This is a genomic window from Candidatus Burkholderia verschuerenii, assembly GCF_001189365.1.
In the GTDB taxonomy this organism is placed as follows: domain Bacteria; phylum Pseudomonadota; class Gammaproteobacteria; order Burkholderiales; family Burkholderiaceae; genus Caballeronia; species Caballeronia verschuerenii.
Window position 1 is genome coordinate 16,946 of record NZ_LFJJ01000023.1, and the last position, 24,518, is coordinate 41,463.

At 64.4% G+C, this 24,518-nt stretch carries 17 protein-coding genes and 1 tRNA gene; 15 read left to right on the forward strand and 3 right to left on the reverse strand.

Annotated elements, in window-relative coordinates:
- Window positions 1-17: 17 nt before the first annotated feature.
- From mdtN to BVER_RS07255, 9 genes are all read left to right on the forward strand, one after another.
- Window positions 18-1,073, forward strand: coding sequence for a multidrug transporter subunit MdtN (gene mdtN / locus BVER_RS07215; RefSeq protein WP_050452705.1), 1,056 nt, complete (start codon window positions 18-20; stop codon window positions 1,071-1,073).
- Window positions 1,073-3,160, forward strand: coding sequence for an FUSC family protein (locus BVER_RS07220; RefSeq protein ID WP_198155189.1), 2,088 nt, complete (start codon window positions 1,073-1,075; stop codon window positions 3,158-3,160). Before mdtN ends, BVER_RS07220 begins: the two co-directional genes overlap by 1 nt.
- Complete coding sequence (locus BVER_RS07225) at window positions 3,157-4,662, forward strand: MdtP family multidrug efflux transporter outer membrane subunit (protein ID WP_050452708.1); 1,506 nt, start codon at window positions 3,157-3,159, stop codon at window positions 4,660-4,662. Before BVER_RS07220 ends, BVER_RS07225 begins: the two co-directional genes overlap by 4 nt.
- A 152-nt stretch (window positions 4,663-4,814) precedes the next feature.
- Window positions 4,815-6,731 (forward strand): arylsulfatase, encoded by a 1,917-nt coding sequence (locus BVER_RS07230; protein ID WP_050452709.1) that lies wholly within the window; start codon window positions 4,815-4,817, stop codon window positions 6,729-6,731.
- Between the two features lie 12 nt (window positions 6,732-6,743).
- Window positions 6,744-7,214, forward strand: a complete 471-nt coding sequence (locus BVER_RS07235) for a hypothetical protein (protein ID WP_050452710.1) — start codon at window positions 6,744-6,746, stop codon at window positions 7,212-7,214.
- A gap of 92 nt (window positions 7,215-7,306) precedes the next feature.
- Window positions 7,307-8,479 carry an anaerobic sulfatase maturase gene (locus tag BVER_RS07240; RefSeq protein ID WP_232316427.1) on the forward strand — a complete coding sequence of 391 codons (1,173 nt, stop codon included), beginning with the start codon at window positions 7,307-7,309 and terminating at the stop codon, window positions 8,477-8,479.
- A gap of 470 nt (window positions 8,480-8,949) precedes the next feature.
- Window positions 8,950-10,179, forward strand: a complete 1,230-nt coding sequence (locus BVER_RS07245; protein ID WP_050452711.1) for an efflux RND transporter periplasmic adaptor subunit — start codon at window positions 8,950-8,952, stop codon at window positions 10,177-10,179.
- Between the two features lie 18 nt (window positions 10,180-10,197).
- Entirely contained in the window at window positions 10,198-13,443 is a 3,246-nt protein-coding gene (locus BVER_RS07250) for an efflux RND transporter permease subunit (protein ID WP_050452712.1), read from the forward strand.
- A gap of 1 nt (window position 13,444) precedes the next feature.
- Window positions 13,445-14,935, forward strand: a complete 1,491-nt coding sequence (locus BVER_RS07255) for an efflux transporter outer membrane subunit (protein ID WP_050452714.1) — start codon at window positions 13,445-13,447, stop codon at window positions 14,933-14,935.
- A gap of 54 nt (window positions 14,936-14,989) precedes the next feature.
- Here the strand turns inward: BVER_RS07255 and BVER_RS07260 are convergent, their stop codons facing one another.
- Window positions 14,990-16,174 (reverse strand): hypothetical protein, encoded by a 1,185-nt coding sequence (locus BVER_RS07260; protein ID WP_232316428.1) that lies wholly within the window; start codon window positions 16,172-16,174, stop codon window positions 14,990-14,992.
- 265 nt (window positions 16,175-16,439) lie between these two features.
- Between BVER_RS07260 and BVER_RS07270 the strand changes: the two genes are divergently transcribed.
- Together BVER_RS07270 and dbpA are read left to right on the forward strand one after the other, a co-directional pair.
- A complete protein-coding gene (locus BVER_RS07270; RefSeq protein WP_050452718.1) occupies window positions 16,440-16,634 on the forward strand; it encodes a hypothetical protein in 195 nt (64 codons plus the stop codon).
- Window positions 16,635-16,638: 4 nt separating this feature from the next.
- Entirely contained in the window at window positions 16,639-18,021 is a 1,383-nt protein-coding gene (gene dbpA, locus BVER_RS07275) for an ATP-dependent RNA helicase DbpA (RefSeq protein WP_050452719.1), read from the forward strand.
- A 15-nt stretch (window positions 18,022-18,036) separates the two neighbouring features.
- Here dbpA and BVER_RS07280 read toward each other — a convergent pair whose 3' ends face one another.
- Window positions 18,037-19,407: an MFS transporter gene (locus BVER_RS07280; RefSeq protein ID WP_050452731.1), complete on the reverse strand. Its 1,371-nt coding sequence runs from the start codon at window positions 19,405-19,407 to the stop codon at window positions 18,037-18,039.
- Between the two features lie 191 nt (window positions 19,408-19,598).
- On the opposite strand from BVER_RS07280, the gene BVER_RS07285 reads away from it, so the two are divergent.
- The 4 genes from BVER_RS07285 to BVER_RS07305 all read left to right on the forward strand — a co-directional run bounded on the left by BVER_RS07285 (window position 19,599) and on the right by BVER_RS07305 (window position 24,116).
- Window positions 19,599-19,988 carry a DUF488 domain-containing protein gene (locus BVER_RS07285; RefSeq protein ID WP_050452721.1) on the forward strand — a complete coding sequence of 130 codons (390 nt, stop codon included), beginning with the start codon at window positions 19,599-19,601 and terminating at the stop codon, window positions 19,986-19,988.
- 36 nt (window positions 19,989-20,024) lie between these two features.
- Entirely contained in the window at window positions 20,025-22,289 is a 2,265-nt protein-coding gene (locus tag BVER_RS07290; RefSeq protein WP_050452723.1) for a hypothetical protein, read from the forward strand.
- Between the two features lie 512 nt (window positions 22,290-22,801).
- Window positions 22,802-23,608, forward strand: coding sequence for a hypothetical protein (locus tag BVER_RS07300; protein WP_157055954.1), 807 nt, complete (start codon window positions 22,802-22,804; stop codon window positions 23,606-23,608).
- A 28-nt stretch (window positions 23,609-23,636) separates the two neighbouring features.
- Window positions 23,637-24,116 (forward strand): hypothetical protein, encoded by a 480-nt coding sequence (locus BVER_RS07305; RefSeq protein WP_157055955.1) that lies wholly within the window; start codon window positions 23,637-23,639, stop codon window positions 24,114-24,116.
- Between the two features lie 138 nt (window positions 24,117-24,254).
- Here the strand turns inward: BVER_RS07305 and BVER_RS07310 are convergent.
- Window positions 24,255-24,330: transfer RNA gene (locus BVER_RS07310), tRNA-Lys, on the reverse strand.
- Window positions 24,331-24,518 lie beyond the last annotated feature (188 nt).

Genomic DNA, 24,518 nt, shown 5'->3' on the forward strand with positions numbered 1-24,518 from the left:
GATCGCATTCATGAAGAATCAAGTCGTCACCGGTTGCCAAGAGTAAGTGGCTCGCCATTCTGCTAGTCGTCATCGCGATCGGCGCGCTGGTCGTCGTATCGCGGCGCGTGGCGAACGCGCCATCCACGGACGATGCCTACGCCTATGCGGACATGATCGACGTCGTCGCGGAAGTGCCCGGGCGCATCGTCGACATGCCCGTGCGCGACAATCAGGCGGTCAAGAAGGGCGATCTGCTGTTCCGCATCGATCCGCGTCCGCTGGAAGACGAACTCGCGCGGGCGCAGGCATCGCTTGCCGCGCTCGATGCGCAGATTGCACTAATGAGCCGCGCCGTCGACGCACAGCGATTCAATGCCAAGTCGGTGCTCGCGGTCAGTGAAAAAGCCCGCGCCGCCGCCGCGCTCGCGGCGCAAACGCTGCGTCGAACCGAACCCTTGCTCGCGCCGTGCTATGTCTCGGCGGAGGACGTCGATCGCGCGCGCACGGCGCACGAAGCGGCGCAGGCCGATCTTAAGGCGGCGCAGCTTCAGGTGCAGCAGGCATCGTCCGCGGTCGGCAGCGTGGATGCGCTGGTCGCGCAACGCGGCGCGGTCGAGGCGGAAATCGCGCTGGCGCAGCATCGGCTGGACATGGCCACGGTGCGCGCGCCGTTCGATGGCCGCGTGGTCGCACTCAAGACGACGGTCGGCCAGTTCGCCACCACGCTCAAGCCGGTCTTCACGCTGATCGATACCGAACATTGGTACGTCGTCGCGAACTTCCGCGAAACGGAACTGCGGCGAATCAGTTCGGGCGTGCCCGCCACGGTGTATCTGATGACCGATCCCGACAAGCGTTTCAAGGGCGCGGTCGAATCGATCGGCTACGGCGTGCTGCCGGACGACGGTGGGCTGGTGCTCGAAGGCCTGCCGCGCGTGCAGCGCTCGCTCAACTGGGTGCGCGTGTCGCAGCGTTTCCCTGTCAAGATCCGCGTCGATGCGCCGGACGGCGCGCTGTTCCGCGTGGGCGCGTCGGCGATGGCGCGGCTCGAGCTCGACGGCGATTCGCGCGGCGCATCCGCCGCCCGATGATGAAGCTCGCCACGTCGCGCAACGATCGCGAGCCGCCTTTCTACGAAAGGTGGGGCGAGTTTCTCGGCACCGAACTCGCGCCGTTTCCCGGACGCGCGCATTTCATGGTGCGCATGCTGGTCGCGAACTCGCTCGTCATCCTGATCGCGATGACGCTGCAGGTTCCCATGACGGCGCTCGCCGTCGTGTCCGTGATCAGCACGATCCAGTCGAACGTCGTGCTCACGCGCCTGACGGGCATTCTGACGCTGATCGCGCTGGTGCTGGCCATCGGCACCACGCTGCTGCTCGTCAAGTTCACTTTCGACTATCCGATGCTGCGCATCGCGTTCGCGGCGCTGATCTACTTCGGCTGCATGTATCTCATGCGCGCGATGAAGCTCGGCATCATCTTCTCGGGCGTGGGTCTGGTCGTGATCTACGCGCAGTCGATGGTCGACTCCATGCCGTACCCGGAAATCGTCACGCGCTACATCCTCTGGGCCATGATGGCCACCGTGCTCGGGACGGTGACCGCGCTGTTCGTGAACAGTTTCGTGCTGCAGCGCTCGCCCGGCGAGCAAATGGCCGAAGAAGCGCACGCACGTCTCGTCGCGCTCGGCGGCGGGCTTGCCGTGCCCGACGCGCCAGTCTCCGTGCGCGCGATGCGGCTCGGCATGGACAAGCTGCAGAAGCTGTTTCAGTTCGCGTGCATGAGCGCGCCGAAGGATGAAACGCTCAAGCTCTATCGGCAAAGCTGGATCGGGATCGTGTCGCGCGTGCGCTACGGCGTGAACGCGCTGAGCGCCGCCGATGCCCGCGCCGTGCCGGCATCGGCGCTGCTGGAGCTTGCCACGCAACTCGAAACGCTCGATGCCGCCATTGCAGGAAATGCGCCGTATCGCTTCGCATTGGAGCCGGCGCATCGCGCGGCGCTGGAAGGCAACGCGAACACCGTGGCCGTGCTGCACGCGCTCGACGCCTTCGCCGACTTCAATGCGGGCGATGCAGCCATCGCGTCACCGCAGCGCGCCGCCGCGAAAGAGCCGATGTGGCAGCCCGACGCGCGCACCAATCCCGTCTACGTGCAGTTTTCGCTCAAGGCGCTGATCGCATCACTGATCGGCTATCTCGTTTTCGTGTCGACGCAGTGGGAAGGTATCCACACGATCATGATTAGTGTATCGCTGCTGTTATTCCCCACGCTCGGCATGTCGCTGCAACGCATGCCGCTGCGCTTGATCGGTGTGATGCTGGGCTCGTTGGTGGCAATCGCCCTGACCGTGTTCGTGATGCCGCATCTCGACAGCATCGTCGGCCTGCTGTTGATGCTCGCGCCGGTGTTTCTGATCGGCGGCTGGATCGCGGGCGGGCCGGAGCGCACGGCGTATATCGGCGTGCAGATCATCGGCACCGGCTGTCTGCCGCTGCTGGAAGATTTCGGGCCGAGCTACGACCTGACCGAAGTGCGCGACCGTGCGATCGGCATCGTGCTCGGCATCGTCGTGAGCGCGGTGGTGTTTTCGTGCCTGTGGCCCGAAAGCGAGCGCGGCGCGTTGCGTCAGAAGCTGGCTGCCTTGCTGCGTCAGATCGCGGCGCTGGTGCGTGCCGAGCAACAGCGCCGCAGCGCGTCGGAACGTCAACAGGCGCTGGTGGGCGCGTGGTCCACCTTGAACGAATGCGAGGCGATGTACGGACGAACCGTCAACGAAGCCGACTTTCGCGCCGGATCGCAGGTGACGCGCGCAGGTCGCGCGCGGGCGCTGCTCGATCAGGCGCGCCGCATCCTGCTCGCTCAGGACGATGTTCATAGCGCGCTCGCCGCCGCGCCCGATGCATCGGAGGCATCGCGCGACGCCGGATCGGCGATCCGGCAAGTGCTCGACCAGACCGGCGATGCACTGTACCGCTACGCCGATGCCATCGCGCAGTCGGAAGATCCACAGCGGGTGCGCCCTCAGTTGCCCATCGCGGTCCTCGACGCCGTGCATGGCGGCACGGAATTGCCGGCGCGCCTGCGCCGGCTGCTGGACGAAGTCGCGGGACTGCCCGACAACGAGCACGCGTCGCATGTTCCCCTGCAGAGGATTGAAGGACCCGCATCATGATTGTCGAATCCCTCCGTTTGTCGATCTGCGCGACCGTCCTTGCCGCACTCGCCGGTTGCGCGCTGATTCGTGACGACAGCGCGCCGCATCAGCAAATCTCGTCGGCGGGTTTGTCGACGGCGATGACACGCGACATGCATCTTCCCGCCGGCGAATGGCCTTCCGCGCACTGGTGGACGCGTTACGGCGATGCGCAACTGAACGGGCTGATGGACCGCATGCTGAACGGCTCGCCGACCATTGCGGCGGCGCGTGAGCGGATCGCGTCGGCGCGCGCGCAGGCCGATCTGGTGAGCGGCGGTTCGTCGCCGCAAGTGGTGGCGGCGGCGCTGCTCAACGTGCAACACGAATCGGCGAACGGTCTGCTCGGTCCCTACGCGCAAAATCTGCCGCGTCTGGGTATCGACGGTCCGTGGTACACGGAAGGGCTGATCGGCGTGGGCGGCAGTCTCACGATCGATCTGTGGGGACGTCATCGCGCGCAGGTCGATGCCGCGATGGGCATGCAACAGGCCCACGAAGCCGAACTTGCCGCCGCCGAACTCGAACTGACGACCGACGCGGCACGCCTCTATTTCGCGATTCAGGCGGGTTATCAACTGCTCGATCTGCTGGAGGCATCGCGGCAGGCGCTGAGTTTCGCCGTACAGGCGCATCAGGGCAAGAAGGCGCAGGGCCTCGACGCGCAAACGTCGATCTTCGGCGCGCGCGGAGAGTTGCTGACCGTTGAGCGTCAGATCGTGGCGACGCAGGCGCAGATCGCGCAAGGCCGCGTGGCGTTGCGCGCGCTCGTCAACGCACCGGACGACGATGCGCTGGCCTTGCAGCGGGTCGCGCTGCCGTCGCCGTCCGCCGGTCTGCCGGACGATCTGCCGTATCAACTGCTGGCGCGCCGCCCGGATTTGCAGGCGCTGCGCTGGTACGTGCAGGCCTCGCTCAGTCAGGTCGATGCGGCGCGCGCGGCCTTTTATCCGAGTCTCGATCTCAAGGCGCTGTTCGCCTTCGACACCCTGCATCTGAACACGCTGCTGCGCGCATCGAGCCAGCAGATGAACTTCATCCCCGGTCTGTATCTGCCGATCTTCGACGGCGGGCGGCTCAACGCCAATCTGCGCAACGAGCGCGCGGCCAGCAATGCGCTCATCGAACAGTACAACCAGGCCGTGCTGAACGCGGTCAAGGACGTCGCGATCAACGGCAACCAGTTGCAGGCGCTCGGCCAGGAACGCGCGCTTCAGGACGACAAGCTGCGCGCCGCGCATTTCGCGCTCGATGCCGCTAACGCATCGCTCGAGCGCGGGCTGACCAGCCGGCTCGTCGCGACGCAGGCGCACCTGCCGGTCATCGTCGAACGGATCGCGCTGCTGGCGCTGGACGAACGTCGCGTCGGTCAGGAAATCGGGCTGATCAAGGCGCTCGGCGGCAGCTATCGCAGCGGGGCGGATCAGATCGCCGCAAACGCGCCGTCGGGCGCATCGGGCGCTGCGTCGACCGAGCGCTGACGGACCACTGACGGCGGCGGCGCATGAGCGCCAAGTCGTCGTTGCACGAAGGAGAAAGCATCGGGCGGTGCGCATCCGCCCGGTGAGCTCGTGATGAAGGCGCGGCACCGGCCTTCGACCCTTGGCTTCCTTTTCAATCCGGGAAGAGACGAATGAAACCAATACGATCCAAGAAAACCAGTCTGGCGGCGTTACTGAGCACGTTCGCGTTCGTCGTGCCGCTGGCACTGGCGCAAGGCGCGGTCGCGCCGGCCCCGGCGCCCGCGGCTCCCGCGGGCGGCGGCCAGACGCCGTCGGTGCTGCCGTATCCCGATTTCCATTTCACCGGCAAGATCGGTGAAACGTTCAAGGATTCGGACAAGCCGACCTTCCCGCAGCCGGTCCAGCCGCCGAAGGGCACGCCGAACGTGCTGCTCATCATGCTGGACGATGTCGGCTTCGGCCAGTTCGATGCCAGCGGCGGCACCGTGCCGTCGCCCGCGATGGACAAGCTCGCCCACGAAGGCCTGATGTACAACCGCTTCCACACGACCGCGATGTGCTCGCCGAGCCGCGCGGCGCTGTTGACCGGGCGCGATCCGCACGTCGTCGCCAACGGCATCCTGACGGAAATGAGCACGGGCTACGACGGCTACACCAGTCTGATTCCGCGCTCCGCCGCGACGGTCGGCGAAATTCTGCGCCAGAACGGCTACTCGACGGCATGGATCGGCAAGAACCACAACACGCCGCCGTGGGAAACCAGCGAAATCGGACCGTTCGATCACTGGCCGAACGGCTGGGGCTTCGAGTATTTCTACGGTTTCAACGCGGCCGATTCGAGCCAGTTCCAGCCGAATCTCTATGAGAACCGCACGCGCGTGCCGGCATCGACGGATCCGAACTATCACCTGACCACGGACTTCGCCGATCACGCGATCGACTGGATCCACAAGGAAAAGGCGATCGCGCCGGACAAGCCGTTCTTCCTGTACCTCGCGCCGGCCGCGACGCACGCGCCGCATCAGCCGCCGAAGGACTGGATCGACAAGTACAAGGGCCAGTTCGACATGGGCTGGGACAAGTACCGCGAGATGACGCTCGAGCGTCAGAAGAAGCTCGGCATCGTGCCTCAGAACACGGATCTGACAGCACGTCCGGCCGAAATTCCGGCGTGGGATTCGCTCGAACCGAAGCAGAAGCAACTGTACGCGCGCATGATGGAAATTTTCGCCGCGTACGGCGCGCACGCCGACTACGAAATGGGCCGCGTGATCGACGCCGTCAAGAAGCTTCCCGACGCCGACAACACCATGATCATCTACATCATGGGCGACAACGGCGCGTCCTGCGAAGGCGGTCTCGGCGGCATCACGAACGAGCTGATCACCGTCAATGGCATGAAGCAGGACTGGCAGGACGTGTACAAGGTCATGAACGAACTCGGTGGCCCGAAGCACTTCAACCATATGCCGATCGGCTGGGCGCACGCGATGGACACGCCGTTCCAGTGGACCAAGCAGGTGGCGTCGCACTTCGGCGGCACGCGTAATCCGCTCATCATCGACTGGCCGGCGGGCATCAGGCAGGGCGGGCAGATCCGCTCGCAGTTCAGCCATCTGACGGACATCATGCCGACCATTCTGGAAGCGGCGCACGTGACGATTCCGACGCGCGTGAACGGTGTCGATCAGACGCCGCTCGACGGCATCGCGATGAACTACACGTTCAACGATCCGAAGGCACCCGAGCGCCGTCACGAGCAGATGTGGGAACTGCTGATCAACCGCGGCATGTACAAGGACGGCTGGATGGCGTCGTCGCTGGCGTCCAATCCGTTGCAGGTGCAGCGTCACGACGTCGACATCAACAAGGTGCCCTGGGAACTGTACAACGTCGATCAGGACTTTTCGCAGGCGCACAACGTCGCGGACAAGTATCCTGAAAAGCTGAAGGAACTGCAGGCGCTGTGGTGGGAACAGGCGAAGACGCATAACGTGCTGCCGCTCGACTGGCGCGGTCCGGAGCGTTTCTCGGACGAACTCACGGGCCGTCCGAACCTCGCGAACGGACGCACGAAGTTCGTGTAAGACTTCCCGCTCGTGGGCCTGCCGGAAGGATCGGCGCCGGACCTGAAGAACAAGTCGTTCACCGTCACGGCGGAAACGCAGGTGCCGTCTAAGGGCGCGAACGGCATGATCTTCACGCATGGCGGCTTCACGGCGGGCTGGGGTTTCTACACGCAGAACGGCAAGCTCGTCGTGTCGCACAACTTCCTCGATATGGAGCGTTATCGCGTCGTGTCGACGAGCAACGTGCCGACCGGCAAGGTCACGCTGTCGTTCCACTTCCAGTACGACGGCGGTGGTCTCGGCAAGGGCGGCGTCGTGACGATGTTCGCCAACGGCAAGCAGATCGGGCAGGGCCGTATCGAGAAGACGGTGCCGATGAAGTACACGTCGTTCGAATCGCAGGATATCGGTCAGGACGCCGGCACGCCGGTCGACAACACCTATAAGCCGCCATTCAAGTTCGACGGCAAGATCGACAAGCTGACGGTCGAGCTGCAATAAGCGGTACGCAGCACGCTTTGGCGTGAGCGAAGCAGGGTGGCGCGCTGTCTCGGCAGCGCGCCACCCTTCACTGTTTCTGGAAGGAGAGCGACATGTCCGCCAACGCCGGTTTTCATGCCATGGCCAAGCCCAGCGGCCCGGACTGCAATCTCGATTGCGCGTACTGCTTCTATCTGGAGAAGGCCGCGCTGTATCGCGACGAGGCGCGGCATCGCATGAGCGACGACACGCTCGATGCCTACGTGCGCCAGTACATCGAAGCGACGCCGGCGGATCACGAAGTCGTGTTCACATGGCAAGGCGGCGAACCGACGCTGCTCGGCCTCGAATTCTACGAACGCGCGGTGCGTTTGCAGCAGCGCCACGGCGCGGGCCGGCGCATCGCCAACAGCTTTCAGACCAACGGCCTGCTGATCGACGAGACGTGGTGCGCGTTTTTCAAGGAGCACGATTTTCTGATCGGCCTGTCGCTCGACGGACCGGCGGAGATTCACGACGAATATCGCGTGACGGTAGGTGGACGGCCGTCTCACGCGCTCGTCATGCGTGCGCTTCGGCTGTTCCAGTCGCATGGCGTGCGATACAACGTGCTGGCCTGCGTGAACCGTCGCAGCGCGCAAGCGCCGCTGGAGGTGTACCGGTTTCTGCGTGACAACGGCGTCGAATACGTGCAGTTCATTCCGGTGGTCGAGCGTCTGCCCGCATCGCGGGAGCGCGGGATCGGCCTGACTTTGCGCGCGCCGGACGGCAAGGTGCTAGCCGCCGCCGCGCCGGCCATCGACGGCGAGGTGACGGAATGGTCGGTGCGCCCGGAAGACTACGGCACGTTTTTGAGCGCGATCGTCGACGAATTGGTCCGTCACGACGTCGGCACGATGCACGTGATGAACATCGAATGGGCGCTGGCGAATTTCATGGGACGCCCCGGCGCGTCGTGCCACCATCAGCCGACTTGCGGTAAGGCTGTCGTCGTCGAACACAACGGCGACGTCTACGCCTGCGATCACTATGTCTATCCCGATTACCGTCTCGGCAATCTCGGCACCGACGATCTGACCTCAATGATGGCGCTGCCGCAGCAGACGCGCTTCGGTCAGGACAAGTTCGATACCTTGCCTGCGCAATGCCGGCGCTGTTCGATGCTCAAGGGCTGCTGGGGAGGATGTCCGAAGCATCGTTTTGCGATGTCGGAAGACGGCGAAGCAGGGCTGAATTCCTGTGCAAAGGCTACTTTCATTTCTTCAGTCACAGCGTGCCGTGGCTGAAAGCCTTGTCGCAGATCATCTTGAGCGGGCGGCCCGCGAGCGATATTCTTCGCACGAACGTGGTCTTTTCGCGCAAACCTGGTTGACTGTACGGCGCGTATATTTTGAGCAGTTTTGAAACAAACGCTCGCTGATCGTCAATTTACGTAGGCATTCGAATCGATCGGATTGGCCCGATCGGATCGATATCTATAATCGGCAGGCGGACAGGTGCGGCTGTGCCCGACCTCATGGTTCCGACACGCAGAGCGGGACGTCATCCGCCCGAGACTTTCCGCGTTCGGAATTGTAAAAATAAGTTATCCAAAACGTAAGAGACATGGCGCTGTCAGGACATCGTTCTGACCGGCGCGGCCGTCCCTTGCCTTTTTCATTTGCGTCGATGGCGAGTTTGCATCCGTCACTGGCTCACGCCATGTACGCACGCCTTCATCGTCAGTTTCGTCAGCTACTAAAGGGGTTTGCACTCAATGCGTTTCGAACGGATTCCAACCCGCCTCATTACCGTTGCGACGGCCGCCATGTTGCTGGCCGCGTGCGGCGACAAGCATCCCGCCATGACGCCGCATACGCCGGAAGTCGGCGTCGTGACCTTGCAGACGGCGTCCGTGCCGGTCGTCAGCGAATTGCCGGGCCGCACCAGCGCGTTCCTCGATGCGCAGGTGCGCGCGCGTGTCGATGGCATCGTGCTGCGTCGCGAGTTCACCGAAGGCGGGCTCGTCAAGCAGGGTCAGCGGCTGTACAAGATCGATCCCGCGCCGTATATCGCGCGGCTCGAACCGGCCAAGGCGTCGCTCGCGAAGGCGAATGCATCGCTCGTGTCGGCGCGGGCGCTGGCCGAACGCTACAAGGTGCTGGTCGCGGCGAACGCGGTGAGCAAGCAGGACTACGACAACGCCGTTGCCGCGCAAGGCGAAGCGCTCGCGCAGGTCGCATCGGCGAAGGCGGATGTGCAGACCGCGCAGATCAACGTCGGCTATACGGATGTCGTCTCGCCGGTGACCGGTCAGGTGGGCATCTCGCAAGTCACGCCGGGCGCGTACGTGCAGGCCGCGCAGGCCACGCTGATGGTCACCGTGCAGCAGTTCGATCCGGTCTATGTCGATCTGACGCAATCGAGTCTCGACGGCCTCAAGCTGTGCCGCCAGATTCAGGAAGGCCATCTGACGACCTCCGGTCCCGATGCCGCCAAGGTCACGCTGATTCTCGAAGACGGCCGCGAGTATCCCGAGAAGGGCCGGCTCCAGTTCACCGACGTATCAGTCGATCAGTTGACCGGTTCGGTCACCGTGCGCGCCGTGTTCGAGAACAAGGACCACATGCTGCTGCCGGGCATGTTCGTGCGCGCGCGTATCGAGGAAGGCGTGAATCCGCAGGTGCTCGTCGTGCCGGTGGTGGGCGTCACGCACGACCAGAAGGGCACCACCATCGCGATGGTGGTCGATAAAAACAACAAGGTCGCGCCGCGTCCGATCGTGACGTCGGGCACGTACGGTCAGAACTGGATCGTCGAAAGCGGCGTGCAGCCTGGCGATCGCGTGATCGTCGAAGGCATCGACAAGGTGCGGCCGGGCATGGAAGTGAAGGCGGTCGCGGCCAATCTGCCGCAGGTCGCCGGCTCGCCCGCGGCGGCATCGGGCGCATCGGACGTGAAGGCGGATGCGGCGCCGCCGCGCGCGTCGTCCGGCGTCGGCGCGTAAGCACGGGAGTCAGGCCACATGGCAAAGTTCTTTATCGATCGCCCGATCTTCGCGTGGGTGCTCGCCATCATTCTGATGCTCGCGGGCGCGGCGTCCATCAAGACGCTGCCGATCGTGCAGTATCCGACCGTCGCGCCGCCGAACGTTCAGGTGACCGCGACGTATCCGGGTGCATCGGCACAAACGGTCGAAAACACCGTCACGCAGGTGATCGAGCAGCAGATGAGCGGGCTCGACGGCCTGCTCTACATCTCGTCCACTTCCGACGACACTGGCACGTCCACCATCACGCTGACGTTCGCGCCGGGCACCAACGCGGATATCGCGCAGGTGCAGGTGCAGGTGCAGGTGCAGGTGCAGGTGCAGGTGCAGAACAAGCTGCAACTCGCCACGCCGAATCTGCCGCAGATCGTGCAGCAGTTGGGGTTGTCGGTGCCGAAGGCGGGCAATAGCTTCCTGCTGGTGCTGGCGTTCGTGTCGGAAGACGGCAGCATGGACCGGAACGATCTGGCGAATTACGTCGCATCGAACGTGAAGGATCCGATCAGCCGTCTGAACGGCGTGGGCACGACCAACCTGTTCGGCACGCAGTACACCATGCGTATCTGGCTCGATCCGAACAAGCTCACCAACTACGGCCTGACGCCGGTCGACGTGCAGCAGGCGCTGCAGTCGCAGAACGTGCAGGTCGCGGGCGGGCAGCTCGGCGGCACGCCGGCGGTGGCCGGCCAGTCGATGCAGGCGACCATCACCGAAGCGACGCTGATGCGCACGCCCGAGCAGTTCGGCAACGTGCTGCTGAAGGTGAATTCGGACGGCTCGCAGGTGCGCATCAAGGATGTGGCGCGCGTCTCGCTCGGCGGCGAAAACTACAACTTCATGACGCAGTACAACGGCAAGCCGGCGGCGGGTTTCGGTATTAACCTGGCCACGGGCGCGAACGCGCTCGCCACGGCCGATGCCGTGCGCGCCAAGGTCGACGAACTGTCGAAGTACTTCCAGCACGGGCTGGTCGTGAAGTATCCGTACGACACCATGCCGTTCGTCAAGCAGTCCATTTCGGACGTGATCAAGACGCTGATCGAAGCGGTCGTGCTCGTGTTCCTCGTGATGTACCTGTTCCTGCAGAACATCCGCGCGACGCTGATTCCGACCATCGCGGTGCCGGTGGTGCTGCTCGGCACGTTCGGCGTGATGGCGGCAATCGGCTTTTCCATCAACACGCTGTCGATGTTCGGGCTCGTGCTCGCGATCGGCCTGCTGGTGGACGATGCGATCGTGGTGGTCGAAAACGTCGAGCGGGTGATGGCGGAAGAAGGATTGCCGCCGAAGGAAGCCACGCGCAAGGCGATGGGCCAGATCACCGGCGCGCTGATCGGCGTGGCGCTGGTGCTGTCGGCGGTGTTCGTGCCGGTGGCGTTCTCGGGCGGCTCGGTGGGCGCGATTTATCGGCAGTTCTCGCTGACCATTGTTTCGGCGATGGTGCTCTCCGTGCTGACCGCGATGATCCTCACGCCGGCGCTGTGCGCGACCATCCTGAAGCCGTTGCCGCAGGGCCACGAGGAAAAGACCACGGGCTTCTTCGGCTGGTTCAATCGCACGTTCAATCGCAGCCGCGACAAGTATCAGACGGGCGTGAAGCACGTCATCCGCCATTCGGGGCGCTGGCTGATCATCTATCTGGTGGTGATCGCCGCCGTCGCGATGCTGTTCGCGAAGCTGCCCAAGGCGTTCCTGCCCGACGAGGATCAGGGCACGATGTTCGTGCTCGTCTCGACGCCGGCCGGCTCGACACAGGAAATGACCCAACGCGCGCTGGACGATGTCGCGAACTATCTGCTCAAGGATGAAAGCGCGGTCGTCGATTCCGTGTTCACGGTGAACGGCTACAGCTTCGCGGGCCGTGGCCAGAACTCGGGTCTCGCGTTCGTGCGCCTGAAGGACTACGCGCAGCGTACCAAGGCGGACGACAAGATTCAGGCGCTGGTGGGCCGCACCTACGGCCGCTTCGCGGGCTATCGGAACGCGATGGTGTTCCCGGTCAATTCGCCGTCCATTCCCGAACTCGGCACGGCGTCGGGCTTCGACTTCGAACTGGAAGATCGCGGCGGCGTGGGCCACGAGAAGCTGATGCAGGCGCGCGCGCAACTGCTCGGCATGGCCGCGAAAGATCCGATGCTCGCGCAGGTTCGTCCGAACGGCCTGAACGACACGGCGCAGTTCAAGGTGAACATCGATCGGGAGAAGGCGCTGGCGCAAGGCGTTACGGCGTCCGCCATCGACCAGACGTTCTCGATCGCGTGGGCGTCGTCCTACGTCAACAACTTCCTCGACACCGACAGCCGGATCAAGAAGGTCTACATGCAGGGCGATGCACCGTTCCGCATGAGCCCGGAAAACATCAGCAGCTGGTACGTGCGCAACACGTCCGGTTCGATGGTGCCGTTCTCGTCCTTCGCGTCCGGCGAATGGAGCTACGGTTCGCCCAAGCTCGAGCGCTACAACGGCGTGTCGTCGATCGAAATCCAGGGCACGGCGTCGCCGGGCAAATCCACCGGCCAGGCGATGGCCGCGATGGAAGCGATCGCCGCGCAGCTGCCGGAAGGCATCGGCTACGAATGGACGGGTTTGTCGCTGCAGCAAATTCAGTCGGGCAATCAGGCGCCGATTCTTTACGGCATCTCGATTCTCGTCGTGTTCCTGTGTCTCGCGGCGCTGTACGAGAGCTGGTCGATTCCGTTCTCCGTGATCATGGTCGTGCCGCTCGGCGTGATCGGCGCGCTGCTCGCCGTCACCTTTCGCGGGCTCGAGAACGACGTGTACTTCCAGGTCGGCCTGCTGACCACGGTCGGTCTGTCGGCGAAGAACGCCATTTTGATCGTCGAGTTCGCGCGCGATCTGCAGATGTCCGAAAAGATGGGCCCGATCGAACCCGCGCTCGAAGCCGCGCGTCTGCGCCTGCGTCCCATTTTGATGACCTCGCTCGCGTTCATTCTCGGCACGATACCGCTCGCCATCAGCAACGGCGCGGGCGCGGCGAGCCAGCACGCGATCGGTACGGGCGTGATCGGCGGCATGGTCACCGCCACGTTCCTCGCCATTTTCATGGTGCCGATGTTCTTCGTCGTCGTGCGCGCGCACTTCGGCGGCGACAAGGAAGACGTCGATACGGCGCTGGCGAATTACGAACGGCTGAGGTCCGCGTCGGATGCTCATGGCTCGGGTCATGGCTCAGTTGACGGCTCAGGCAAGCAAGGACATTGAGATGCGCAGACTTTCTTTGATTGCAACCGCCGCAGCCGTGCTGATGTCCGGCTGCACGATGGCCCCGAAATACGAGCGTCCCGATGCGCCGGTTCCATCCGCCTATCGGAGCGACGGCGTGTACGGCGCGCAGCCCGGCGCGGCATCGCAGGATCGCAGCGCGAAGGGCGTCGCGGCGGCGGATATCGGCTGGCGCGATTTCTTCGCCGATGCGCGTCTGCAACGGCTGATCGGCATCGCGCTCAGGAACAATCGCGATCTGCGCGTGGCGGTGCTGAACGTGCAGGCGGCGCAGGCGCAATATCGCATCGTGCGGTCGGATCTGTTTCCGAGCTTGAGCGCGGGCGCGAGCGAGTCGAAAACGCGCACGCCGAGGAACATGACGCTGTTCAATCAGACGATCTCCACGCAGTACAACGTCGGGCTGAACGGTGCGTGGGAAATCGATCTGTTCGGACGCGTGCAGAGCCTGAAGGATCAGGCGCTGGCGCAATATTTCTCCACGGCGTACGCGCGCAAGGCGGCGGAAATTTCGCTGGTGTCGCAGGTGGCGTCGCAGTATCTGCAGGTGCTTGAGGCGGACGATCTGCAGAAGGTCACCGTGCAGACGCTCAAGACCGCGCAGGATTCGTACAAGCTGATCAAGCTCCAGTTCGATAACGGCACCGCGTCGGAACTCGATCTGAGCCAGTCGCAGACGGTCGTCGAAACGGCGGCGGCGAATCTGCAAAGTCAGCAGCGCGCGCGGGCGCAGGCGGTCAATGCGCTGGTGTTGCTGCTCGGCGAGCCGATGCCCGACGATCTGCCGGGCGGCGCGCCGCTCAACGGGCAGAATCTGCTGACCGATATCCCGGCGGGCTTGCCGTCCGATCTGCTGACGCGTCGTCCGGACATCATGGAAGCGGAGCAGAATCTGCTCGCGGCCAATGCGAATATCGGCGCGGCGCACGCGGCGTTCTTCCCGAGCATTTCGCTGACGGGCAGCTTCGGCACCATAAGTCCGTCGCTCGGTGGTTTGTTCAAGGCGGGATCGGCGGCGTGGAGTTTCGCGCCGGCCATCACGTTGCCGATTTTCCAGGGCGGCCAGAACATGGCCAATCTGGATCTCGCGAACATTCAGAAAAACATCCAGATCGCGCAGTACGAGAAAGCGATCCAGACGGCTTTCCGCGAAGTCGCCGACGGTCTCGCCGCGCGCGGCACGTACGATCAGCAGATCGACGCGCTCCAGCGCGACACGGCGGCGCAACAGCGTCGTTTCGATCTGTCGATGCTGCGTTATCGCAACGGCGTCGACAGTTATCTCGGCGTGCTGAGCGCGCAGCGGGATCTGTACGCGTCGCAGCAGACGCTGATCACCGCGCGCACGCAGCGCTGGGCGAATCTGGTGAGTTTGTATCAGGCGCTCGGCGGCGGATGGATCGAGCACACCGGCGATACGCCGCGTGCGGTCGATGCGGCAAGCGCGAAAGACGCGCAGCAGGCGTCGTAGCCGCGGCGTCGTCCGATGTAAAAAACCCCGGTTTCCCGGGGTTTTTTTATTGCGTTACTGCGGTTCGTACCACGAGTAAGTCGCGAGCGAACTGACCGGCGAGCCGATCTGAATCGTGATATCGCGATGCGACTGCAAGACGATATTGCGCGGATCGCCGATATAACGACGCGAGTCGCCATTGTCGTTGATATACACCACGACATCGCTGGTGCTGGTGATGCCGGCCACGTTGGTCGTCGACAGCGGCTGACCCCAGATATCGAAGAACATGCCGAGCGTGTACTGCTTGTACGCGGGCGTTTCGACGTGGATGATGCCGGTCGAGTCGTGCGTGTGCATCTCGTAGTTGCAACTCGACAGAATGCCGATCTGCGCGGGCAGCGCGAGCCACTGGCCGTCCTTGATGATCGCGAGGTGCGGATGGACGTGATAGTTCTCGGCCATGCCCGCCGCGCAGGTCGCGCCGTCGACCGGCGTTCCGGTGCCACCCGAACTCGTGTTGCCGGTCGGCCAGAACGAGCTGCCCACCACGCCGCCGTAGTTGAGCGCGATGACGTTGGTGGTATCGAACGCTGGCGGATCGGTCCACGTGTAAGTGGGAATCTGCGTCAGCGGCGTGCCGATTTCGAGCGTGATTTCACCCTTCGCGGTGAGCGGAAGGCTCGCCAGATCGCCCGTGTACTGCGTGAGCGTGCCGCCGTTGTTGACCCACGCCGTCACCGTGCCCGCGATGCCCGTGACGTTCGACGACGACAGCGTCTGGCCCCACACGGCGAAGAACTGACCCAGCGTGTACGACGAGCCTGCCGTCGTCACGTCCATGCGGATCTTGCCGGAAGCGTCGTCGGTGTGAATCGGATAGACGCAGCCGGTCTGCAACGTGAGCGAGGGCGTGACCGCGCCGATGTTGGTCGGCACCGTGAGCTGCTGGCCGTTCAGGTAGATCGACAGATGCGAGTACGTGTAGCTGTTGCCCGCCACCTTGCAGTTCAGCCCGCTCACGGCCTGACCGGTGCCGCTGGTGGTCGTCGAGCCGTCGCTCCAGTGCGCGGTGCCGAGCGGCGTGCCGTCGAGGATGCCGGTCGCGGCGGCCAGCGTCGGCGTGGTGTTCGCGGCGGCCGCGCACCAGTTCGTTCGCCGCGCGATGCAGCCGCAAGCGATGCACCGTCGCCGCCGCCGTCTCGCCGAAAAAGCCGTGGTAAATCCGGTGCCAGTGATACGGCGACAGACACGCAACCTCCGCGAGCCGGTTGAGGTCCAACTCGTCGTCGAGATGATCGTGGATATACGCGACCACCCGCGCCAGCCGCGCTTCGTAAGGCTTTTCGCTCATCGTCCGCTCCCGTTCGCCGGATGAAACCAAGGTAGCATGACCCGCTTTAGCTTTTCTTGCGGACTTGGCCGGACCGCGCCGTCGCCGGAGACGCGTACACTCTCGCCTTTGAACCGATGAAACGCGTCCGCCCGGCGCGCGACATCACGCAACAACGAGAATCTTCACATGTTCATCTGCCGAAACCAGTCCTGCGGGGCGGAATGGGCGCTATCGGACGTCGTTATCAAGAACGAAGGCCAAGGCCTGCTGTTCCGCTGTCCGATGTGCGGCGCGCGCAATTATGTCGAGCGCCACGACTCGCCCGAAGGCGAAGTCAGCTACGAGCAGATCGCCGACATCGACCCGAAAACGAAGCGCTGAAGCCATGACGACCGACACCTCCTTCAGCAGCCTGCCGCTCGCGCCCGCAATGCAGGCGAATTTGCAGCAACTCGGCTATCTCACGATGACGCCGATTCAGGCCGCAAGCCTGCCGCACGCGCTCGCCGGCCACGATCTCATCGCGCAGGCGAAAACCGGCAGCGGCAAGACGGCGGCGTTCACGCTGCCGCTGCTCGCCAAACTCGATGCACGCCGCTTCGACGTGCAGGCGCTCGTGCTCTGCCCGACGCGCGAACTCGCCGATCAGGTCACGCAGGAAATCCGCCGTCTCGCGCGCGCGGAAGACAATGTGAAGGTGCTGACGCTGTGCGGCGGCACGCCGATGCGTCCGCAGATCGCGAGTCTCGAGCACGGCGCGCATGTCGCGGTCGGCACGCCGGGGCGCATCATGGATCATCTGGAGCGCGGCACGCTCTCGCTTGACGCCGTGCGCACGCTCGTGCTCGACGAAGCCGATCGCATGCTCGACATGGGCTTTTTCGACGATATCGTCTCGGTCGCGCGCCGTTGTCCGACGGATCGGCAGACGCTGCTGTTCTCGGCGACGTATCCCGAAGGCATCGCCAAGCTGAGCCAGCAGTTTCTGCGCAAGCCGCGCGAGATCAAGCTCACCGAAACGCATAGCAACGCCAAGATCAAGCAGCGTTTCTATCAGGTCGAAGATCACGAACGGCTGCACACGGTCGGCTTGCTGCTCGATCACTATCGGCCGGTGAGCACCATCGCGTTCTGCAACACGAAGAACCAGTGCCGCGATCTGCTCGACGTGCTGCGCGCGCAAGGTTTCGAAGCGCTCACGCTGCACGGCGAACTCGAACAGCGCGAGCGCGATCAGGTGCTCGTGCAGTTCGCCAATCGCAGTTGCTCCGTGCTCGTCGCGACCGATGTCGCCGCGCGCGGGCTCGATATCCAGCAGCTCGAAGCGGTGATCAACGTCGATGTGACGCCGGACCCGGAAGTGCATGTGCATCGCATCGGACGGACGGGGCGCGCGGGCGAGGAAGGCTGGGCGCTATCGCTTGCGAGCATGGACGAGATGGGCCGCGTCGGCGCGATCGAGGAAGCGCAGAAGGCGGAAGTGGAATGGCATCCGCTGGCCGAACTGACGTCGGCGGAACCGGGTCATCTGAAGCCGCCGATGGCGACGCTGCAAATCCTGGGCGGCCGCGAGGACAAGATCCGCCCCGGCGACGTGCTCGGCGCGCTGACCGGCGAGGCGGGTTTCAAGGGCGAGCAGATCGGCAAGATCAACGTGATGGACATGGTCACCTACGTGGCCATCGAACGTGGCATCGCCGACGACGCCATGCGCAAACTGAGCGCGGGCAAGCTCAAGGGCCGCAAAGTGAAAGTGCGGCGCATGTAATCCGTGCAGGCGGGCTCAGGTGTCCTGCGAGACGCCGCCCGCCGCCGTTTTCGCGGTATCGCGCTTCACCAGCCGCATGCCGCTCGCGATACTTCCCGCCCCCGCGAACGCCGCGCCCAGCGACAACGCCAGCGTCGACCCATGCTTTCCCGCGATGCTGAAGCACAACGCGACCAGCGCCGCGCCCGACGCCTGCTCGATCAGACGCGATGTCGCGATCATCCCGCTGGCGCCGCCGCTGCGTTCGCGCGGCGTGCTCGACATGAACGCCTTCAGATTCGGCGACTGAAAAAAGCCGAAGCCCGCGCCGCAAATCGCCATCCGGATGCAGATTTCGAGCGCGTGCGGTTGCGCCGGAAGCAGCGCGAGCGACACCATTCCCGCGCACAGGATCGCCAGTCCGACGCCGCCGAGCAATCCCGGCGGATGCCGATCGGAGAGACGTCCAGCGATCGGCGCCATCAGCGCGACCAGCGCGGACCACGGCGTCATCAGAAAGCCGGTTTCGACCTGACTGCGGCCGAGCACGCTTTCGAAGAAAAACGGCAGCGACACGAAGGCGAGCCCTTGCGCGGCGAACGAGCAGATCGCCGTCGCGGTCGATAGCGCGAACATCGGCCGGCGAAACAGATCGACGGGCAGCATTGGCGCGGGATGGCCGTGCTCGCGCTTCAACAGCAGCACGCCCGCGACGAGCGCGACCGCCAGCGAGCCGAGCACCATGCTTGCGGGCGCGCGCTGGGCCGCTTCGCCGAGCGCGAAAATCAGCGCCGCGAAGGTGATCACGTTGAGCGCCGCCGCGATCCGGTCGAAACCGTGCGCGCCGCGCTTGGTCTGCGGCAACGACGGCCACGCGATGAACAGCGCCACCACGCCGACCGGCAGATTCACCGCGAACAGCCACGACCACGTGCCGAGCGACAGCACGATCGACGCCACCGTCGGCCCGACCGCGAACGCGATGCCGACCACCAGCGCGTTCAGCCCGACGCCGCGCCCGAGCCGATGCGGCGGAAAGATCGCGCTGATCAGCGCCGCGTTGACGCTCATGATCGCCCTCGCGCCGAGTCCTTGCAGCAGGCGCGTGGCGACCAGCGACGGCAGCGACCACGCGAACGCGCACACCGCCGACGCGATCAGAAACACGACCAGCCCGCCCAAGTACACGCGCCGATGCCCGAGAATCCCGCCGAGCGCCGCGAACGGAAGCAGCGTGGCGACCATCGCGAGCTGATACGCGTTGATGATCCACACCGATGCGGCGGGCGTCGTATGCAGATCGGCGGCGATGGCCGGCAGCGCCGTGTTGGCGATGGCGGTATCGAGCGTCGCCAGCGCGACCGACAGCAGGATCGCGGCCATGCCGCGGCGTTCGAGCGGCGTCATCGGCGCGTCGGGATCGCGGGGCGAGGTGGGTTTGCGTTCTTCTTGGGGCACGGCGGAGATTCCGGTTGTAAGCGGAAGGAGAATAATCCGAAACAATACGGGATGGCGACGCATTTCGCTGGAGCGCCGCGCGCGGGCTTTCAAACAGATGTCGGCGGCGGCATCGAGCACATCACGGCAAGGAGAGCGACATGACGATACGAATCGTGCGATTGGGCGCATCGCGCGCGGCGAACGAAGGTTTGCGCATCGGCACCGTGCGACGGCCGCCGCGCGGCGTGCCGAAAGCCGAGTTCGCGAAGCGCGATTTCTACGACGTGTGGTATCCGAACCTGTCGCCATCGGCGGAACTCGTGGCCGAAGCGCTGAGCGCCGAGACCGAGCAAGCTTGGCGCGCGTTCGTCAGAAAATTCAAGGCCGAAATGGCGATGCCCGACGCCGGCAAATCGCTCGATCTGCTCGCGGCGCTCTCGCACACGACGAATCTCTCGGTCGGCTGCTATTGCGAGGACGAAGCGCGCTGTCATCGCTCGATCCTGCGCGAATTGCTCGACAAGCGCGGCGCGGCGATCGAGCCGTGAAGATCGACCACTAAGCGACGGGCATAATGCGGCGAGATGACCACGACACCGCCCACACTCGCCACGCGCCCGCCAACGGGCCTCGAATCGCTGCACGAACTGTCGGGCGTGTTGAGCGAGCGCGTCCGTCAGGGCGTGGAAGGGCTGATCAGCGCATCGCATGCGGCGATCGGGCGGGCGCGGCGCGAAGGCCGCGGCTACGACCACAAGGATTTGTATGTGGCGGGATCGCGCATCGTCATGCGTTGCGTCATCACGTTGTTCGCCGAAGCGCGCGGACTGTTGCCGATGGAGAACCGCGTCTATCGGCGCGCGTTCAGTCTGGAGACGCTGCGCGAGCGCGCGAGTCGTGATGTGTGGCCGCGACTGATCGCGCTGTTCAGGTTGATCCACGCCGGATCGACGCACGCGCGCATGTCCGTGCCGCGCTACGGCGGCGCGCTGTTCGAACCGGGCCGCGCCGATAGCGACGATGGCATTTCCCGCGCGCTCGCGTTGCTGGAGAGTCCTGACAATCGCATCGACGATCAGGAAGTGATGAAGCTGCTGCGTCTGCTGACGCGCGTTCGCATGAGGCCGGGCCGCGCGCGCAACGGCGCGTGGATCGACGTGCCGGTGGATTTCGCGCGGCTGTCGTCGGAGTACATCGGCGTGCTGTATGAAGGCCTGCTCGATTTCGAACTCAAGCAGGCAGCGGACGACGACCCAGTGATCTTTCTCGCGGTCGGCAATCAGCCCGCGTTCACGCTGTCGCAACTGGAAAGCCTGAGCGATAAGACCATCGCGCAACTGTTCGACGCGCTGAGCAAAAGAGACACGCGCGCAATCGACGAAGTCGAAGACGACGAAGCGCCGGCCGACGACATCGAAGACGATGCCGAAGCGGAATCGCCCGCGCCACCGCAAACGCTGAATCCGCATCACGCGATGCGCGTCGACGCCTGGCTCGCGCGCGCGGCCGCGCTGAGCGGCGTGACGAACGGACAAGCGAACACGCTATGCGCGCGGCTCGTCGCGCCGGGCGAGTTCTATCTCGTGCGCTGGGGCGGCACGCGCAAGGGCGCGGGCACGTTCTTCACGCGGCCGTCGCTCGCGGAGCCGACGGTGCGTCGCACGCTGCAACCGCTCGCCTACGACGCGGTGCGCAGCGAAATCGATGCGCGCACGGGACTGGAGACCGTCGTCGAATGGACGCCGAAAACGCCCGAGCAGATTCTGTCGATCAAGGTCTGCGATCCGGCGATGGGTTCCGGCTCGTTCCTCGCCAGCGCGTTGCGTTATCTGACCGACGCGCTGGTTGTATCGCTGCATCGTCACGGGATGCCGAACGCGCTGTTCAACGACGACCTCGTTCGGCTCGATCCGCGCGATGAACGCTTCGAGCAGGCGTTGCGCGCGCAGTTGAAACGCCATGTCGTCGAGCATTGCCTGTACGGCGTCGATATCGATCCGCTGGCGGTGGAACTCGGCCGCATGGCCTTGTGGGTCGAGACGCTGGATCGCGGCCTGCCGTTCGGCTTCGTCGATCACAAGCTCAAAGTGGGCAATGCGCTGGTCGGCGCGTGGTTCGACGCCAGCCGCGATTATCCGGCGATGGCGTGGGCGCGCGAGGGCGGCGACAAGGATTATCAGAAGGACAAGCCGGGCAATCTCGGCAATCACGCTTTCGTCGATGAAAAAGGTCGCACGCGCGGCGATGTGTTCAACGAAGCGATCAAGAAGCGGGCGCGGCTCGTCACCGAACAGTTGCGCGAACTGCTCGACGCGCCCGATGCCGCACACGACACCGACGCCGATCGCGCACACGACGCGCTGCGCGATGTCCTGAGCACGCTGCATCGTCTGCCGTTGGGTGAGTGCGAGCGGCGGGCGCGCGTGTATCGCACGGAATGGCTCGACAGCGCGCCGTATCGCGCGCTGAAGGCGCGGCTCGACCTGTGGTGCGCGTTGTGGTTCTGGCCCGGCGACAAGATCGCGCATGCGCCGCTGCCGTTCGATTTCGCGCGTCCGAACGTCGACGCGATGTCGATTGCGAGCGAGGTCGCGCGTCGTCACGTCAGCGCTTCTTTCATTGGGAGCTCGAATTTCCCGATGTCTTCACGTCCGCGCATCAGGGCTTCGATGCGCTGCTGGGTAATCCGTCATGGGAAACCGTTCAGCCCGATTCGAAGGAGTTCTTCGCGCATCACCATCCGCTTTATCGCGCTTACGGCAAGCAGGAAGCGTTGGCGAAGCAACTCGAATACTTCCGGCGCGCGCCGTCGATCGAGCGCGAATGGATCGCGTATCGGGCGCGTCTGAAGGCGTTCGCGAACTGGATGAACCATTGCGGCGCATCGCATCGGGCGATCGCGTGATCGAGGACAAGGACGGCAAGCGCAAGCACGATTTCCCTCTCGGCGGACGCGGGCGCAGCAGCTTCGAGGCGTCGAGCCGTCTGCACGAACTTTGGCGACGCCGGCGCGAAATGCGTCGCGGCTTTGCGGATCGGGCGCATCCGTTCGTGCATCAGGGGCAGGGCAAGCCGTATCTGCACAAGATGTTTCTCGAATTGAGCCACGCGCTGCTGCGCCCGCAAGGACGGCTCGGCATGATCGTGCCGGGCGGCATTCTCGGCGATAAAGGCTCGACGGAATTGCGCACGCTCTTCTTCGAACGATGCGACTGGCAATGGCTGTTCGGCTTCGAGAATCGCGCGGGCATTTTCGATATCCATCGCTCGTTCAGGTTTTGCGTGCTGATCGTGCAGAAGGGTGGCGAGACGCACGCGATGCGCGCGGCCTTCATGCATCGCGATGCGGCGGATTGGCAGCATGCCGAACGTCACGCGATGGCGTATCCGCGTGCGCGCGTGGAGGCGTTTTCGCCGCGTTCGAAGGCGATTCTGGAGATCGGCGGCGCGCGATCTGCGCACGCTGCAGACCATCTACGATAACGGCGTGCTGTTCGGCGATCGGAGCGAACGCGCCTGGGGCATTCGGTATCGGCAGGGCGATTTCAACATGACGTCCGATTCCGCGCTGTTCGCGCCGCGTCCCGATTGGGAGGACCGGGGCTATCGCGCGGACGAGTACGGTCACTGGCTCAAGGGCGCGTGGTTCGACTACGACGGACCGATGGAGATTCTCGCGCGCGTCGACGGACTCGTGCTGTCGTGCGACGGACGGCAGTCGATCGCCGTCGATTCGATCGACGACGTGGCGTTGCCGCTGCTGGAGGGCAATATCATCGATCAGTTCCGGACGTCGGCGAAGGGCTGGGTGTCGGGCAAGGGACGCGCGGCGGTGTGGCTCGACATCGCGCCGGGCGAGGGCGTGGTCGAGCCGCAATATCTGATCGGCATGAAGACGGCGGCGGCGCGCATCAGCAAGATCGGCGACGATGCCGGCCAGCCGAAGTGGCGGCCGGTGCCGAAGGTGGTGTTCATCGACGTGACATCGGCGACCAACGTGCGCACCGCGCGCGCGACCTGCACGCCGTATTTCCCGTGCGGCAACACGGCGGCCGTGCTCGGCGCGCGCGAAAGCGTGTTCGCGCTGGCAACGGTAATGAACTCCTTCGTGTATGACTTCGTCGCGCGCGCGATGCGGCGGCTTGCATCTGAACGGCTTCGCGGTTGAGGAGTCGGTTCTGCCTCGATGCACGGATTTGTCCGCACTCGATGCGATCGGGCGTCGGTTGATCTGCACCTTGCGCGCGTTTTGCGGATCGCAGGACGCGTCGCCCGCCATCGGCGATGCCGAGCGATTGCGTCTGCGCTGTATCGCCGATGCGCTCGTCGCGCATTATTTCGGGCTATCGGTCGATGACTTCGCGCATGTTCTCGCCGAGTGCGATTTCGCGGCGTCCGCGCTGACGGACGAATTTGCGTCGACGCTGAATGCCAAAGGTTTCTGGCGCGTGGATCGGGATAAGGATCCGGAGTTGCGGCAGACGGTTTTGGCGTATGTCGCGTTTTGGGATTTGAAGGCGGGGGGTGTGGAGGCGTTTTTCGCGCAGAACGATGGCGCGGGCTGGATGATTCCGGAGCGCTTGCGTCTGGCGGATTATGGGTTGGGGCGGGACGAGCGGGCGCTTGTTGCGCAGCCGGTCGCGTCTCGTCTCGTCGATACGGATGTCGCCGTGTAATGGTCGCAGGAAGCGGCCGTTACGCATGGCGCGTTGGTGCGGCGGATCGTGGCGGTGGAGGTTTAGAGCTCAGCCCTGGCCCGGTGCAAGAAAGCAAAAAGCCCGATCACGAGGACCGGGCTTTTCACATGAATCTGGTGGTGGGGCGTGAGTGACTCGAACACTCGACCTACGGATTAAGAGTCCGCTGCTCTACCAACTGAGCTAACGCCCCAACAGAAGTGAAATTATAGTGTGAGAATTTCGAAACGCGCAAGTGTTTTCGGCATAAATTTTAAGTGCGCCGGTAGACCGGCAAGGAGTAGGTGGTGAAAGTCCACTGCGATGAAGGAGTAGCGAACCACATCGGCCCCGAGCCGTGCGCAGGTCACCGCGAGGTGATCGGCGAAGCGTCGGCAGGGG